This is a genomic window from Congregibacter sp. (genome assembly GCF_045107095.1).
GTDB lineage: Bacteria > Pseudomonadota > Gammaproteobacteria > Pseudomonadales > Halieaceae > Congregibacter.
Window position 1 is genome coordinate 1 of sequence record NZ_JBGCFU010000004.1, and the last position, 15,450, is coordinate 15,450.

Below are 15,450 nucleotides of genomic sequence, written 5' to 3' on the forward strand. Positions count from 1 at the left end.
AACTTTCAAACCGGCGGTGAAAGTGCAGCCAGGCAAACCCTCAACGATTTTTTACTCCGGCGATCTTCTGGCTATGCCCGAAACATATCCAAACCTCTCGCAAGTCGGGAAAGCTGTTCCAGATTATCGCCCTACCTGGCCTGGGGAAACCTCAGCATTCGACAGGTGTATCAGGCCCTGACACGAGCACAAGCGAAGCGGGGGCCAAGCCGGGCATTACAGGCATTTGAGTCACGCCTCCATTGGCACTGTCATTTCATTCAAAAATTCGAAATGGAATGCCGCATGGAGCACGAAGATATCAATCGCGGCTACCTACAGTACCCACGTTCCCGTGACTCAGAGTTAGTAAAAGCATGGGCCGAGGGTAAAACAGGTTACCCACTGATAGACGCCAGCATGCGCTGCCTTGCGGCGACGGGATACATCAATTTCCGTTCCCGGGCGATGCTGGTCAGCTTTTTAACGCATCACCTTTGGCAGGACTGGCGGGCAGGTGCCGCGCATCTTGCCTCGCTATTTCTGGATTTTGAACCAGGCATTCACTTTGCGCAGCTGCAAATGCAGGCGGGGGTGACCGGCATCAATACCATCCGAATCTACAACCCGATAAAGCAGTCCGAGGAACACGACCCGGAGGGCACATTCATTCGCCAGTGGGTACCGGAGCTTGCGGAAGTACCCGCCCCAATGATTCATCGTCCCTGGGACCTCAGTGCTATGGAGCAGATGATTTATGGCCTTAACGACGAGCCCTATTGCCCACCGATCGTCGATGTGGGGGAAACTTATCGCAGTGCCCGAGACAGGTTATGGGCGCTAAAAGATGACCCTCTGGTAAGACAAGAGCGGGAGCGAATTCTTGCCCGCCATATTGAAAAACGGTATTCCCGCACTACATAACGGCCAACACAGCAAACGCAGCGGTGGCTACTCCCAGCAACAGTGCAGCACCATAGCTAAACATGAGCACGGTCGATTTTATGATGGCACCAACCCAACTGCTGGAGTACGTCCTGCGCAGGGCCAGTGGAAGGTAAAGAATGAGCATCAACGCAAAGAGACCGTCCACCTTCAGTGTCAGATACTCAAAGGCACTGTTTATCAGATACAAAAGGTAAACGAAGGTGTGGTAATGAAGCGCGAACACCAGGTGCTGCAAGTAGTGGTAAGGCGAAAATAGAAACGCCAGCTTGAGCAGCAGCGCAAACACCGGGAGCAAGACAAACATTACCTGGGGTAAGTGCTCCATGAGATCATCGATATAGTCATTGGGCGACTCTGACACTCTCCGCGCATTTGTCTCAATGCGGTCTTCCAGCGCCTCCACCCAAGGAGGACCGTTCTCCATCAAGTTGATAGTCAAGCCCTTCCCATCTGCGCCTGGCTCGATGGTTGATTCAAGCTCCTCAATAAAGAGCCCGGCGTCCTCGTCCCCCGCCGCTTTTGATACTTCAAGCTCGCGCTGCAGCGCCTCATCGACCTTACTTCGAAAGCCCTCAGGCTGCGCTGACTCCCTCGGCTCATCCGCCTTGCTTACATCAGGATCGGTGTCCGAGCCCGACAGGGTGACGGCCACCTCCCCTGATTCGCTGTCATCAAAAGAAAAGCCCGCCTCTTCTGCGGCGAAGGACATAGCAAGAAACATAAGAAAAGAGACCACGATGTACAGGCGAAACGGCGGCATATAGCGCATTCGCCTGCCTGCATTGAACTCCGCACTCAAGAAGCCCGGTCGAATCAACAGCGGAATGAGAGTTCGCCACAACCTCGAATCCCAGGTAAACACATCACCCAGAATGTCCGTCGCCGCCTCGGCAAAGTGTAAATCACCACGGCCTTCTCGCTGACCACAACCGGCGCAGTATTGACCGTCCAAGGGGCTGTCACAGTTACGACAATGGCTTGTAGATACCTCCACTTTGGGCGGCTCCAGGCTTCTCGCTGATAGCCATCAGTTTAACAGTGGTCGACGCCATTGGCTTAATAGGCGCCCCGAGCAAACAACACTGCGGGAATAGTCGCAAACAACAGTCGAATATCCATCCACAAAGAACGCTCGTGAATGTACCGGATGTCCAACTGAACCTGCTCATCAAAGGGAATATCACTTCGACCACTCACCTGCCAGATGCAGGTGATGCCGGGCTTTACAGACAAACGCAGGCGATCCATGGCCGTGTACTGGGCAACCTCTGCAGGCACGGGGGGTCGCGGACCGACCAATGACATTTCGCCGATCCATACATTCCACAGCTGCGGGAGTTCGTCGATGGACGCCTTGCGGATGAAACGGCCGACACGGGTGATCCGGGGATCTCGCTTCATCTTGAAGGTCATTCCACCGTTCATTTCATTGTGAGCCTGCAGTTCGGCCTTCCGCGCTTCGGCATCGATGTACATAGAACGGAATTTCCAGCACTTGAATGGACGACCACGACGACCGATACGCGTCTGGGAAAACAAAATAGGTCCTGAAGATTCAGACTTCACCACGATTGCCGTCACCAGCAGTAAGGGGGACAGCAGTAGTAAGGCGATCGAACTCACAGTGAGATCAATGCTGCGTTTGATAAAGGGATACAAACCGTCATGCGCATCCCGAAGCCAGCCCGTGTAGCTGCTCGCAAGTAATTGAGTGCCTGCTGTAATAGCATCACCTGAACGGTTTAAAACGGTGGACATTGTTACGTCTCCAAAATACATTAATTGAGCTACAGCCTGTATACAGCAACCACCGTGCCACCGTTAAAATATTCCTTAACCTACTGTTTTATAAAAGTATTTTACCTTTCTACCACCTCATTTAGAGTTATATGCAAATCGTTAATCGCATATAAAGTCGCAATTTGCGATGCATATAGATAAAACCGTTTAGTTAAACCAGAGAAACGGCCAAGAACCCCGCCCAAGAACAACGCAAGCTATTGTTTTTATTAGAATTTTAGATTTATCGAGAAATCTGGCACGCACCCTGCTGCTTGTATGGCACAAACGCACGAGGATGACTCAAGCATGCAAACACAACAGCATAACCAGGAAGAGCTCAGCATGATCACCTGCTCTTATGCCCCCGACTTTAACCGATGCGCCCGGCTGTGCAGCTCGGTGGATCACTGGGTGAGCTCGGACATCATGCACTGGCTGGTGGTACCCGCCCGAGATCTCGCAGTGTTTAATCAGCTCTCAAACAGTCGCAGAAATGTCGTGGCCGTCGAGGAGATCGTACCGGGAGACTTTCGGCAACTGCCGCTCAGCAATCGCTGGTGGCTGGATAGCCGTGCCTGGCCCGTTCGAGGCTGGGTCATGCAGCAGGTCACAAAACTCTCCGCCAACTTCGTTACGAGCGCCGAGCTCATTATTTTCGCCGACTCAGACCTGCAGTTTGTACGACCCTTCTCCAGAGACGATGTGAGTCAGGACGGCCAACTAAGGCTGCACCGCATCGCCGGCGCAAAAGATCGCGGAGAACACCTCCAATGGCACCATAAAGCCGCCGACCTTATTGGCACTCAGCCACAATACTTTGGACATGACTACATCGGCCAATTGATCACCTGGCGACGCAGTCATCTCGAAGGACTACAACAGCATCTTGAAAAAACGCAGGGCCGCCCCTGGCACCGCAGTGTTGGCCGGGCGCTAAAAGTTTCTGAATACATTCTCTACGGCGCTTACATTGACAGCATTGTCGGACTCGAACACAGCGGGCACTTTTCCTGTGACCAGGATTTAGTCCACTGCTGCTGGTTCAAAGACGAAGCCGACGCATTGGCAGACGGCAGTGATCCACTACGGGCGCGCGCGGTCGCCGTTCTACTTCAATCTAATCTTGGACTCAGCGATCAGGACGAGCAGCAAATTGTGCGCGACCTCACCGCAATGAAATCACACCCCATGGAGGGGTTAGCACTATGAAAAAATTACTGTTTATCACGCCAGAGCTTCCTTACCCCCCGCAAAGTGGTGGCAAGGTAAAAAGCCTGAAAATGCTGGAAGCGCTGGGGCAACGCTATGAAGTCACGCTTGTCTCCCCCCTCAAGCTTGACGATGCTGATCATCGCCCCGCGTTCGAAGCACAATCACCTTGCGTGCAACATATACACCGACGCGTCAACGTTCCCCGCTCCGCAAAAAGCCTTGTCAGCAGCTATTTGCGGGGCAAGCCCCTGAACGTCCACCGCAGCTACGATGCAGCGCTGGCACAACAGATCCGACGCCTTGCACCCTCTCACGATGTGATCTTCCTCGATCACTACGAAGTATCGGCTTACCTGCCAGACAACTACCAAGGGATGGTCGTTTACCACGCTCACAATGCTTACCATCAGATATGGGATCGCTACGCACGACTACCTGGCAATCCGGCCTTCAGACTAGCGGCACTTGCGGAATCTGGTCGTGTACGACGTGCAGAGCATCAGATTGCCAAGCGCGCCGACCTGGTTTTTGCCGCTCCAAATGATGCAGAACTGCTGCTCGACAGCGGCATCGATGCGGGCAAGATCGCTCATACCTATCACCTTGGTGACGACAGCCAGCTGGAATTACCGCAGCTGGAATTTGCAAGCACGGAAAAAAAGTTGATGTACGTGGGATTACTCGGCTGGGAAGCCAATGTTGTGGGCCTGCTCTGGTTCATCGAAAATGTCTGGCCCCGATTGCTTCAGGAACACTCAGATCTCACCTTCGACATTGTCGGTAAAAACCCCGACCAACGACTCATGGACGCAGTGGCCATTTATCCGGGTATTCGCCTACGCGGGTTTGTGCAGGACCTTCAAGAAGTTTACCGGGACTCGCGAGTATCCGTCGCGCCACTGTTATTTGGCAGCGGTATGAAAGTAAAAGTACTCGACGCCATGGCGCGGGGGATGCCAACTGTCACCACGCCTGTGGGCGCTGAAGGCGTCGACTATGTCAACAATAGGCATCTTTGCGTCGCTCGAAATGCCGAGGACATGGCGCAGGCCACCTTACAGCTACTCAAAGATGAGACCCTCTGGACTCGCATGCGTGACGAATCCCGCAGCTTAATTAGTGAGCGCTACACCTGGAGCCAGCTGTTCGCGAGCATGCACGACGCGATGGACACAGCCTTGTTGCAGCAGCACTCTGAGTACGAAACGACCCACCAGAGTAACGAAACGCTCCAGCATGCCTGATAGCGCCACCCACACAGGGATTGCATCTGCGCCCAAGCTCACCGCAGCGATGTGGAAAGCAGGGACGCTGGCAATCAGCCGCGGCACTGGAATGGCCGCGCAGATGGCAGTACAGATCGCCGTCGGCGCCCTGGCAGGACCGGCGGGCATAGGCGCCTTACAACTCCATATGGCCTGGGGCAGTCTCCTGGGCGAACTCGTGGGAGCCGGGGAACCTACCCGGGCACTTCGCGATCATTCCCTCAACAGCCAACAAGGCTCAGGGTTAAAACGGGGATTACTCAAAGCCAGTAAAACCATTTTGCTGTACTCAGCAGCGCTGGGGACTTTTGTACTGTTTTTGGTGCTGTCAGGACTCGCGGAGACGCTCGGACTCAGTACCGGCTCACTGCTAACTTCCATTATTGTTTCAGCTCCGCTCTTTGCGCTCACGCGATTGTTTGCCGAAACGCTCAAGGCATTGGATCACGCACTGTGGGCGGTGAGCCTCGAAAACTCGATCATGCCCCTTGTGATTCTAGGCACTTGCGCACTGATCGCCTTAGAGGTGGTTGCCGTCTCCCAAGCCCTGATACTTGCCTCGGCTGTCGGTGGCCTGCTCCTGGGTCTGTGCCTCATGATTATTTCTGTTCGTCAAAGGTGGGGCAGCACCAGAGCGAACGGCGCCGCCCACACCGGCGACGGATCCGACAAAAACAACCCAAAGCCCATCAGCGTTCGGGGTGAGTCTCTACATTTCTGGCTAAACGGCCTACTCAACATCGCATTTCTGCAGCTACCTTTCCTAATCATGCCGTGGCTGGTGAGTGTGGAAGAAGTCGGTCGCTACGCAGTTGCGCACAAATTACTTAATGTCATAACTACGCTGCTTATTTTGCTGTCTGCGGTCTATGGCCCAAAATTTGCCCGAGCGGCAGCGACAGCAGATTCAGCGGGCCTCACCACGCTGCTTGGGACCACACAACGTATCTCCCTGGCGATCTTCGTGCCGGCTGCGGCGATCATGCTAATCCTCGCAGAGCCCCTCGCTACACTTTTTAGCTTGGATGAAGGCAGCCTGTTGCCGTTATTGCTGCTCTTGTGCGGCGGCCAGTTGATCAATGCAGCAACCGGCCTCGCCGGCGTGCTACTGAATATGAGCGGCGCCGCGCATCTGGAGTTCCGTCTTCTTGTCGTCAGCTGGCTTGCTACCACGACGCTGGCGGTACCTCTGGGACTCTATGCAGGTGCCACAGGAATTGCTGGCGCTATTGCCGGGGGCATCGCCCTGCGAAATGTCATTAGCTATGTTGCCGTGAGGCGGCACATCAAAAGCTTTGGAGCGGAAACGCCATGAAAAGTCTGGATTTCATCATTATCGGTGCGCAAAAGTGCGCAACTACGACGCTATTCGAGCTACTCCGACAGCATCCGAGTGTCAGCATGCCTATCGAAAAAGAAGTTCCCTTCTTTACCGAGGAGAACTGCGGACCCAAGGAATGGCTCGCTTTTTCTGAGCAATACTTCCAAGACGACCCTGCAAAGTTGTGGGGAAAAGCCAGCCCTCAATACATGGCAGATGAGCAGATTCCCGAGCGCATTGCGGCGCTAATGCCCAAAACCAAGCTTATTGCGGTGCTCCGCGACCCTATTGACCGCAGTCGCTCACATTTTCGTATGGCCCTGCGAAGGAATACCGAAACCCGCTCCTTTGACGAGGCGATGTCTGACAGATTGACGCCAGAGGCACTGGAGGCTGCTCGCCAGGGGTCTGCACCGAACCACAGGGATGGCTACGAATCTGAGAGCGAGTTCTACCTGGCCTGGAGCGAGTACGGCCGAATTCTCCAACGATACCGCCAGCACTTCGACGAAGAGCAGATGCTGGTTCTTTACACTGACGAACTAGAGAATGATCCCAAGGAAGTTCTCGAGCGAGTGCTCCACTTTTTAAATCTCGGCAGCAACTTTGCGCCCAAAGGTCTTGGCGAGGTTATGCATGCCGGCGGCGGCGGCGCCCGCGTCCCGCATGGACTTCGCGTCTGGCTGAGAGAGCGCTCTTTGATTTCGAGCATCTGGAATCTGGTGCCCCCGCAGCAACAAGGGCGGATCCGCTTCCTTTACGAGCGCTGGAACAGTCGCAAACGCAAAGATCCCTTACCTCTCGAAAACACAACCGAGGTAGCACTCCGAAAACACTTTGCTAAAGATGCTGAGCTGATTGAAGCACTGGGCATCACAGCTCCGCCTTGGTCGACCCACTATAAAACGGCTTAAACCCCAGAAAATAACTCGCAATATGCAAGTAATGCGCTTGCATATTGCAATGCAGTTAGAAACTCCTTAACGCACGGATTTCTTCAATAATCGGTAACTAACTGATTTATATATTGTTTTAAAAATGGCATCACCCTTGCTCTGCTATAGGTAACAAACACTCAGAGTACAGAAACGTGAACCGCCAGTTAGCCCGCCAACATTTGAGCCCTAAGTTTTGCAGTCTTGTGAGCATGCTGTTGATCCTCGCAGGCAGCTTCGGTGCTCCAACATTTGCCCAAGATGACTATCTCCCCTTCGTGGAGCCTCTGCAGGTCACGCAAAAGCGCGCCTACTACAACGCAGCTCCTGCAGGTCAGGATGAGCAGCTCAGCGTTCCTACATCACCGATCTCAATGCCTTTGGAGGCGGTGATTGATGAAGAGTCACGCCTTGAGGCTCTGGCCAAGGAAAAACAACAAGCCCTTTCACTGGAGGAAAGTGCGCAGGATCAAGCGCTCAGCGATGAACTTGAGCAGTTCGGTTACTCCATCTTCAACCGCTCTCCCAGCACCTTTGCCCCGGTAGAGGGAATTCCTGTGCCCGCTGACTACCGTATTGGCCCCGGGGACAACATCGTGATTCAGCTTTTTGGTAAACGCAACGTGCAGTACAACCTGGTAGTGACCCGGGAAGGCAAAATCCTTATCCCTGAATTTGGCCCCGTTACCGTGGGCGGCATGAACTTTGACGATGCGGAAACTCTGATCACAGAGGGTTTCGAGCAACGTATGATCGGTGCTCGCGCGGTTGTCACCATGGGCAAGCTGCGCACGATTCAGGTCCGCCTCGCCGGTGATGTAAAACAACCCGGCATTTATACCATCGGCGGATTGTCGAGCCTTATCGACGCTCTACTCACCACAGGTGGTGTCGCCGAAACCGGTACGCTGCGCGACATTCAACTCATCCGTGGCGGCAAGGTCGTAACCCGCCTTGATCTCTATGAGCTGCTTCTCGCTGGCAAGAGTGACAGCGATGCCTTCTTGCGCCACAACGACACGATCTTTGTGCCTTCGATTGGCGATATTGTTTATGTCGGTGGCGAAGTCCAGCGTCCAGCGATCTACGAACTCCGCGGGGAAACCACTCTCAAAACTGTGCTGAACATGGCTGGCGGCATGCTACCCACTGCGTCTCTCGAAGAGTCCCTGATTGAGCGTATTCAACAAGGCGGAAGCCGGACAGTCATCGACTTTCAGTCGCGTACCAAGGCGGCTAGCGCCAGCACGATACTCGCCACGCAAATGCGCTCAGGAGACGTGCTTAGAATTCTTCCTCTGGAGGACCGACTGGATGCGGTAGTGGTACTTGACGGTCACGTTGAACGCCCCGGCGCGTATCAGTTTGAGCCTGGCATGCGCATATCAAGCCTGCTCCGCGGCACCGAAACCCTACTCCCCGGTGTTGATATGAACTTCGCGTTGATCGAGCGAGAGGATCGTCAAAGCCTCCAAAGCTCGGTGATCTACATCTCTCCAAAGGCCTCTTTACAAGATCCTGGCAGCGAAAGTGACTACTTACTTCAGTCCCGCGACCGGATCCGTCTCTTTCGTGTCAACGAAGATCGGGCTGGTGCTCTGGCGGCGCTGAGCGACAAGCTAGTGCGTCAATCTACAGATCCCCGCGCCGCAGAACTCCTGGAGCTCCGCGGAGCCGTTCGCCATCGTGGACAATTCCCCCTGGACCAAAACGCTCGACTGCTAGATGCCTTGAGCATCGGCGGCGGCCTGATAAGTGGCGGCGACTACAACCACGGCGTCATCGCTCGCACGGAACTGCCCAGTCTGCAACTCAAAACACTGGCTTTTAGCGTCGCCGCTGCTCAGCTAGACCCCGAGAGCGATGCAAACCCTGAGCTCAAAGCCGGCGATCGACTCTACTTTCTTGGCGAGGACAGTGTCCGAAGCCAACTCCTGGGCGAAGAGACTCAGCGTCTCAAGGAACAAGCGCGATTTGGCGAAGTAGAGCGCGTTGTCAGCATTTTGGGTGAAGTCCTAAGCCCGGGAGAGTACCCACTCCTTGAGGGTATGCGTGCCAGTGACCTCTTGTGCACTGCACGAGGCCTCTCTCGTCGCGCTGACGGCCTGAGCATGCAACTGTCCCGTCGCAATACAACCGATGAAACCCTGCAACACGAAGCACTGAACACTCGCGAACTCATGATGCTGTGCGCCGACCTTCACCGCGCGCAACGCAACGAATTGAGCGCTACCGAAGAGAGCGCCTTTTACACGCGCTATTCAAATGACGCCATCAACCCCGCACTTGCGCCCCGGGACCAGCTCGCGGTCAGCCTTCAAACAGGCTGGAGCGAAACCGCATCGATTACCCTGAGGGGCGAAATTATGAAGCCAGGCGTTTATGCCATCGGACCCAATGAGACGCTTTGCGAAGTGTTGGAGCGTGCTGGAGGGCTCACCCAAACTGCCTACGCATTTGGTGCCGAGTTCACGCGGAAGTCCGTACTCGACATTCAGCAGGAGACTCTGGATGAGCTTCATGATCAGCTCGATGACCTCATGGTCGAATTGTCCTTGTCTCACTCATTTCGTAACGACGAGAAGTCGTCTCATGAGTGGGCTGGCAAGCAAGATACTCTTCGGGTGATACAGCAGCTCGAGCGTGCCGAAGCAACGGGCCGTATGGTAGTCGATCTAGATCGCGTACAGCGTTGCCGGAGTCGCGACGCTCTGGCACTGGAAAACGGTGATGAACTCATGGTGCCGCGAATACCTAACCATGTGCAGGTGGCCGGTCAGGTTTATGTCGCCACATCGCACCTTTATGACGAAGAGCGCAGCATCAAGGATTACGTAGAACTCTCGGGTGGCTCCACTGTGCTTGGTCGTGTCGATCACACCTACGTCATCCAAGCGAACGGAGAAGTACTCAACCTTAAAGGTAAGCGCAGCTCGCGTACCATCGCAAGAAAGAACGTTATGCCCGGTGCACGCATCTACGTTCCTATTAACGTTGATCGCATGAATCCTACGGAAAAAGCACAGTCCTGGGTGAGCACTCTTGCTCAGGCAGCCATCCTCGCCGGTATCGTACTGTGAACGGAGACACTGCAATGACTCAAGCTAACGACGTCGTGGCGCCCCAGCATACCGCCGCTGCTAACCTCGATCTCATGCCCTTTGTGAATGCGCTCATTCGAGCCAAGTGGTTACTGCTTGCCGGGCTAATTATTGGCGCCAGCTACGGAGTCTACCACTCTCTCACCACGCCCTATAGCTACGTAGCCGGGGCAAAGGTAAGTATTGTGGACATTGAGGACCCAGGTGGCGTGTCTCCCGATGATCGCCGAGCATCGGAAGTCCTGACCTTGGTAGAGCACGGCTTCGTCATGGGCACCACTCGCGATAACTACAGTGAAGTCATGATGGCCAGGTTACGATCGCGCACCTTCACTCTGCACTTTCTCAATAAGCACAACATTTATCGTCACTTTTACCCAGCACAGTGGTCCGAAGAAACACAATCCTGGAAAGATGGATTCACGCCCGACATCGGTGAGAGTTTCACTCGTTTTCGCGATGAGATCCGCATGATCACCGTTGATGAAGAAACAGACATTATCACCGTAGCGATGCGCTGGCCCGAACCTGTACTGCCGCGCGACTGGTCAAATCTCTACGTGCAGACTTTTAATGAGTACATGCGCGACCGCACCAAGGAAGAAGTGAATCGCAAACAAGCCTTTCTGGAGCGAACACTTCGTGAATCTGACGTCGTAGAAATCCAAAAATCGATCTATCGTCTGATTGAGGCTCAAACAGCCATCATGATGCTGGCAAATGCACGAGAAGAGTACGTTCTTGAAATTATTGACCCCGCGGCCCGTCCCTATCGCAGCGTGAACATGTCTCGAAAGAAGAAAGTGTTGGTAGGCGGCGTTGTCGGATTAATGCTGAGCACCTTCGCAGTGCTAGGGATCGCCTTACTGCTGCAACTCTGGAACAGTTTCCAGACAGCCCGCAACTTGCACCTACAAAATAACTCCACGAATACAGATATTTCCTGAGGTATCACCATGAGCTCTCTGACCTACAACCCCGGACGCGATTGCTTCAACTCTTTGGGTATTCCCGTCGACAACCTGACCCTCGACAGCGCTGTGGAGAAAATCATCTCTATGGCGTCAGCGAAGGACGGACGCGCACGCCTCGTGTCTACCCTTAATGCGGACTTTTTGGTGAACTGCCTGGGCACGGGTCTTTCACGACCTCGTCATCCTGAACTCCTGGAGGTTCTGCGCGGTTCGGATTTGGTTACCGCAGACGGATTCCCCATTGTCTGGCTGAGCCGACTCCTGGGAAGACCCATCAAGGAGCGTGTTTGCGGCTCGGACATGGTTCCCGCCATTGCCGAGCGCGCGGCTCAGGAAGGACTGTCGATTTTTCTTTTGGGCGGTGCTGCCGGAGTGGCAGCAGAAGCCGGAAAGGTCCTCGAAGCCTGCTATCCAGGCTTAAGAATCGCTGGCACCGCAGCGCCTTTTGTAAAAACCACTGGCCGTGATCTAGCCTCGTCAGCAGAGGACGATCGTGAGCTCCTCGAAGAGATTCATGCCTCTAAAGCAGACATACTGTTAGTAGGTCTTGGCAATCCCAAACAAGAGCTCTGGTTCAATCGTAATCGCAAGCAACTAAAGACGCCCGTATCTATCGGAGTGGGCGGCACTTTCGAATTTGTAATCGGTACGGTTCGCCGGGCTCCGGCCGCGTGGCAAGCCATGAACCTCGAATGGGTGTACCGAATTCTTCAGGATCCAGGTCGCCTCTGGAAGCGCTACAGCAAAGGGCTATTCAAGCTTAGCGCTCTCGCGGCGCCCGTGATTCTCCAGCGCGTCAAGGAAACCTTCCAGTTTGGCGAAGCGACGCTTCCCGGCACGGGCAATCTTCCCTGGCAGCGACTGTGGTCTTCCCGCGACCAATCCATCGCTCTTCTGCCATTGCCGCGTCGTGTCGGCGATGAGTATCTTCAACGCGTCGTCGAAGATCTCGCAAAGGAGATCGACGCCGGAGAGTTGCGCATACTCGACTTTTCAGTCGTGAAGCATATCGAGCTCAGCGCCCAACAAGAGTTGTTCAATCTGGCGAGTCTTCTCCACAGTCAACGAGATCAGATTCAGCTCATGGGCATGTCCGCACAAGTACGCCGACAACTTACCGCCGCCCGCTTAATGGATCTCTTAGAGAACGATAACGGAGGCACTATCGATAGCCTCGCTGGCCGATCCGATGGCCCTGCGTCTTTTACCTGCCAGTCTTATGCGCTGAAAGACGCGACACTATCGATGCTGTCGGGTCGCGTGAATCGTGATTCGCTCAGCGAAATCGGCTTTGTAGAATGCCTCCTGCACGGTGCTCGCGATCGCCACTGCATCATCGATTTTCGCAATGTGGACCTTCTGGAAAGCTCGGGCATTGCAGAACTTATGCCGCTGTTCACTCACTCAGGGCAAGCTGGCTCGGCGGTGTACCTCAGCGGCGCTGGCCACAACATCAAGCAAATGCTGCGCATGGCGGAAATAGAAAGCACCGCGGAGATCATCAGCGATCGACAGCTCCTTGAGCGCATTAGCAAGGAAAGCCTCGAGGGTACCGCCGGGGAGAGTCGCGGTGACTAAACTGAGCGGCGTCTATATTGTTCTGCTCAACTGGAATGGTTGGCGGGATAGCATTGCCTGTCTGGACAGCTTGCTTCCGAACATTTATGACGGTGCGCGAGTCATTTTGTGTGACAACCAGTCGTCCGACGACAGTCTTGATCATATCGAGGCATGGTCCCGCGATAACATCTCTGCCGAGATGCCAAAACACCCGCGTCTAGCGGATCTCCAGAAACAGAATCTCCCTAAGCCCATCACACAGCGCATCAGCCGAGAGCAGGCCGAAGACGGAGAAGCCGATCCCCGCGCGCAATTGATCCTGGTAGATAACGCCGGGAATCTGGGCTTTGCCGCGGGTAACAATGTCGGGCTCCGCTTTGCGCTTAGGCAAGAAGATATGACTCACGTATGGCTGCTCAATAACGACACCTTGGTCGAATCTTCCTGTGCTGCCAACATGCTAGCTAGGCTACAGGAGCACCACCGTCCCGCCGTATGTGGGTCGATTATTCACTTCTTCGACGACCCCACGGTAGTGCAGTGTATTGGGGGTAACCGTTTCGATAGTGTTCGCGGTCGTGCAATGGAATCAGAGGGACGCCACCTGAATGAGAATGAACTACCTCCGATCGCCGCTATAGAAGAACAGCTGGATTACCTCACGGGGTGCTCCATGTTGCTTCCCCGCGAGTTTTTACAAACTGTGGGGCTCATGAACGAGGCCTACTTCCTTTACTATGAAGAAATTGACTGGTTCACTCGAGCGTCAAAACGATTTGACTTACTCGTGGCGAAGGATGCGCGACTGTATCACCGTGAGGGCGGCAGTATTGGCTCACGCAGCTGGAACCGAGGTCCTTCGATAGTCTCGGACACACACATGTTTCGCAGTCGTATCTATTTTATGAAGACCTACTATCCGCAGAACGCCTGGCGCTGCGCAGTCAGCAACTGGCTCGACGTGGTGAAGCGCATCGTAAAAGGTCAATGGCGTAATGCCTCCGTGATCGCACGGGAAATCATTAACGGCGCGAGGAGCGCACAGCCTCATTCATGAGCCAGCAGGCACAAACGACATCTCCGTTTCAGCTCAGTCTGAATCCGGTAATCTATGCCGCGATATTCATGGCCACCTTTGCCGGCTGTCAGGGCGGTCGCTATTACATGTCCAACCGCCTGCAGGAGCTGGGCATCGCCTGCGCACTTCTTCTGTTTGTCATGGGCGTCTGGCAGGGACTGTTCCGGCTTCAACACATTGAGTGGAAGCGCTGGGTGCTGTCACCCATCATGCTGCTGGGCGGAATCATGGGCATCAGCAGCGTTGTCTTCGTGCTCAATTATTCAGGAAGCGTCCTATACAGCGTGTTCTCCGCAAGGGAGTTCCTTCTCGCGTTTGCAGGCCCCGGTATCTATCTGCTCGTTCGCTGCGGCCTACCGCTACCTCAGGTCGAACGCACCATCTGGTTTGCATTGTTTGCACTGATGGTGAATTACCTGATCTTTTACTTCACCATGGATCTTCGCGCTGCCTTTTTCTCTTCCGATCACACGGTGAGCAATCTCGTAACTTACGATGCATGGCGGGGCTTCCGGCTTAAGCCGCCGTTGTTCGCCATCATGGTCGCCTTGCTAGGATCCCTCGCTCTGATCTTTCAATCCCGCGGTGGCGCTATCAAAACAGCGGCTGTCGCCAGCGTCGCCCTCGCAGTCTTTATCTGGAGTATTGTTCTGTTTCGCTCGACGCTCGCGACAATGATTTTGTCAGTGATGCTCTACCCTATCCTCATATCCCATCGGAATCGACTCAAACTAATCGTGGTCATGGCCCCACTCGCAATACTGGTCGTTCCAGTAATCGGGAGCATGGCAGTAGAAAACTTCATGCAAGCAGATGGCGGGAGCATTCGTGCGAAGGCGTTCCTAAAAGCCATCGAACACATAGCCATGCATCCCATTTTGGGAGCCGGCGAAGACAGCGCTTACGGCCTTTCCTACCAAGACATTGTCGCCAAGTATTTCTTCCCCTCAGACCTGGGTCTTATCGGGGTAACCTACAAATATGGGATCGTCGGCGTGATTCTGTATCTCACCATGCATGGGAAAATCTGGTTGCGACTTTGGGCCGCCAATATGGATTGCAGGGACACCGACGGACGTATTAATCCTCTGCTCTGGGGCATGCTAATTTTTATGACGGCGCAAACGTTCAACCTGGCACTCAATCCCGGTCTCGCCTACGCACAAGGCATCACCCTGGGCAGTCTCGCGCTGTCTCTGGCGAGTTTACATCGCGTGCGTTGTACCAACGTGACTTAGCACACATCCTCCGCCAATACCCTTGCACCGACGCACAATCCGCCCATACTAAGCACC

General features: G+C 54.4%; 12 protein-coding genes. 10 read left to right on the plus strand and 2 right to left on the minus strand.

The window, feature by feature from the left end; genetic code table 11:
• On the plus strand, positions 1-903 hold a 903-nt coding region (locus AB8B76_RS00930; protein ID WP_405268926.1), incomplete at its 5' end, for an FAD-binding domain-containing protein.
• On the opposite strand, the gene AB8B76_RS00935 is transcribed toward AB8B76_RS00930, so the two are convergent.
• Complete coding sequence (locus tag AB8B76_RS00935; protein ID WP_405268929.1) at positions 896-1,921, minus strand: DUF3667 domain-containing protein; 1,026 nt, start codon at positions 1,919-1,921, stop codon at positions 896-898. The two genes, AB8B76_RS00930 and AB8B76_RS00935, sit on opposite strands and share 8 nt — an antisense overlap.
• Before the next feature lie 62 nt (positions 1,922-1,983).
• The gene (locus AB8B76_RS00940; RefSeq protein WP_405268932.1) at positions 1,984-2,685 is read right to left on the minus strand and encodes a sugar transferase; all 702 of its coding nucleotides are present in this window, start codon (positions 2,683-2,685) and stop codon (positions 1,984-1,986) included.
• Positions 2,686-3,015: 330 nt separating this feature from the next.
• On the opposite strand from AB8B76_RS00940, the gene AB8B76_RS00945 reads away from it, so the two are divergent.
• The 9 genes from AB8B76_RS00945 (at position 3,016) to AB8B76_RS00985 (ending at position 15,393) form a co-directional block, all read left to right on the plus strand.
• The gene (locus AB8B76_RS00945; RefSeq protein ID WP_405268935.1) at positions 3,016-3,918 is read left to right on the plus strand and encodes a DUF6492 family protein; all 903 of its coding nucleotides are present in this window, start codon (positions 3,016-3,018) and stop codon (positions 3,916-3,918) included.
• The gene (locus tag AB8B76_RS00950; protein ID WP_405268938.1) at positions 3,915-5,165 is read left to right on the plus strand and encodes a glycosyltransferase; all 1,251 of its coding nucleotides are present in this window, start codon (positions 3,915-3,917) and stop codon (positions 5,163-5,165) included. The genes AB8B76_RS00945 and AB8B76_RS00950 overlap by 4 nt, the downstream gene beginning before the upstream one ends.
• Positions 5,158-6,501 (plus strand): lipopolysaccharide biosynthesis protein, encoded by a 1,344-nt coding sequence (locus AB8B76_RS00955; protein ID WP_405268941.1) that lies wholly within the window; start codon positions 5,158-5,160, stop codon positions 6,499-6,501. The genes AB8B76_RS00950 and AB8B76_RS00955 overlap by 8 nt, the downstream gene beginning before the upstream one ends.
• On the plus strand, positions 6,498-7,421 hold the full coding sequence (locus AB8B76_RS00960; RefSeq protein ID WP_405268944.1) for a sulfotransferase family protein: 924 nt from the start codon (positions 6,498-6,500) through the stop codon (positions 7,419-7,421). Before AB8B76_RS00955 ends, AB8B76_RS00960 begins: the two co-directional genes overlap by 4 nt.
• A 176-nt stretch (positions 7,422-7,597) precedes the next feature.
• On the plus strand, positions 7,598-10,522 hold the full coding sequence (locus AB8B76_RS00965) for an SLBB domain-containing protein (RefSeq protein WP_405268946.1): 2,925 nt from the start codon (positions 7,598-7,600) through the stop codon (positions 10,520-10,522).
• 14 nt (positions 10,523-10,536) lie between these two features.
• Complete coding sequence (locus AB8B76_RS00970) at positions 10,537-11,490, plus strand: chain-length determining protein (RefSeq protein WP_405268949.1); 954 nt, start codon at positions 10,537-10,539, stop codon at positions 11,488-11,490.
• Between the two features lie 9 nt (positions 11,491-11,499).
• Positions 11,500-13,095, plus strand: a complete 1,596-nt coding sequence (locus AB8B76_RS00975) for a WecB/TagA/CpsF family glycosyltransferase (protein ID WP_405268952.1) — start codon at positions 11,500-11,502, stop codon at positions 13,093-13,095.
• Positions 13,088-14,134, plus strand: a complete 1,047-nt coding sequence (locus tag AB8B76_RS00980; RefSeq protein WP_405268955.1) for a glycosyltransferase family 2 protein — start codon at positions 13,088-13,090, stop codon at positions 14,132-14,134. The genes AB8B76_RS00975 and AB8B76_RS00980 overlap by 8 nt, the downstream gene beginning before the upstream one ends.
• The gene (locus AB8B76_RS00985) at positions 14,131-15,393 is read left to right on the plus strand and encodes a hypothetical protein (protein WP_405268957.1); all 1,263 of its coding nucleotides are present in this window, start codon (positions 14,131-14,133) and stop codon (positions 15,391-15,393) included. The genes AB8B76_RS00980 and AB8B76_RS00985 overlap by 4 nt, the downstream gene beginning before the upstream one ends.
• The last annotated feature ends 57 nt before the right edge of the window (positions 15,394-15,450 follow it).

Excerpts from the sequence above, each read along its gene's own strand:
- AB8B76_RS00940 (WP_405268932.1), bottom strand. The coding sequence starts at position 2,685 with ATGTCCACCGTTTTAAACCGTTCAGGTGATGCTATTACAGCAGGCACT.
- AB8B76_RS00945 (WP_405268935.1), top strand. The coding sequence starts at position 3,016 with ATGCAAACACAACAGCATAACCAGGAAGAGCTCAGCATGATCACCTGC.
- AB8B76_RS00950 (WP_405268938.1), top strand. The coding sequence starts at position 3,915 with ATGAAAAAATTACTGTTTATCACGCCAGAGCTTCCTTACCCCCCGCAA.
- AB8B76_RS00955 (WP_405268941.1), top strand. The coding sequence starts at position 5,158 with ATGCCTGATAGCGCCACCCACACAGGGATTGCATCTGCGCCCAAGCTC.
- AB8B76_RS00960 (WP_405268944.1), top strand. The coding sequence starts at position 6,498 with ATGAAAAGTCTGGATTTCATCATTATCGGTGCGCAAAAGTGCGCAACT.
- AB8B76_RS00970 (WP_405268949.1), top strand. The coding sequence starts at position 10,537 with ATGACTCAAGCTAACGACGTCGTGGCGCCCCAGCATACCGCCGCTGCT.
- AB8B76_RS00975 (WP_405268952.1), top strand. The coding sequence starts at position 11,500 with ATGAGCTCTCTGACCTACAACCCCGGACGCGATTGCTTCAACTCTTTG.
- AB8B76_RS00985 (WP_405268957.1), top strand. The coding sequence starts at position 14,131 with ATGAGCCAGCAGGCACAAACGACATCTCCGTTTCAGCTCAGTCTGAAT.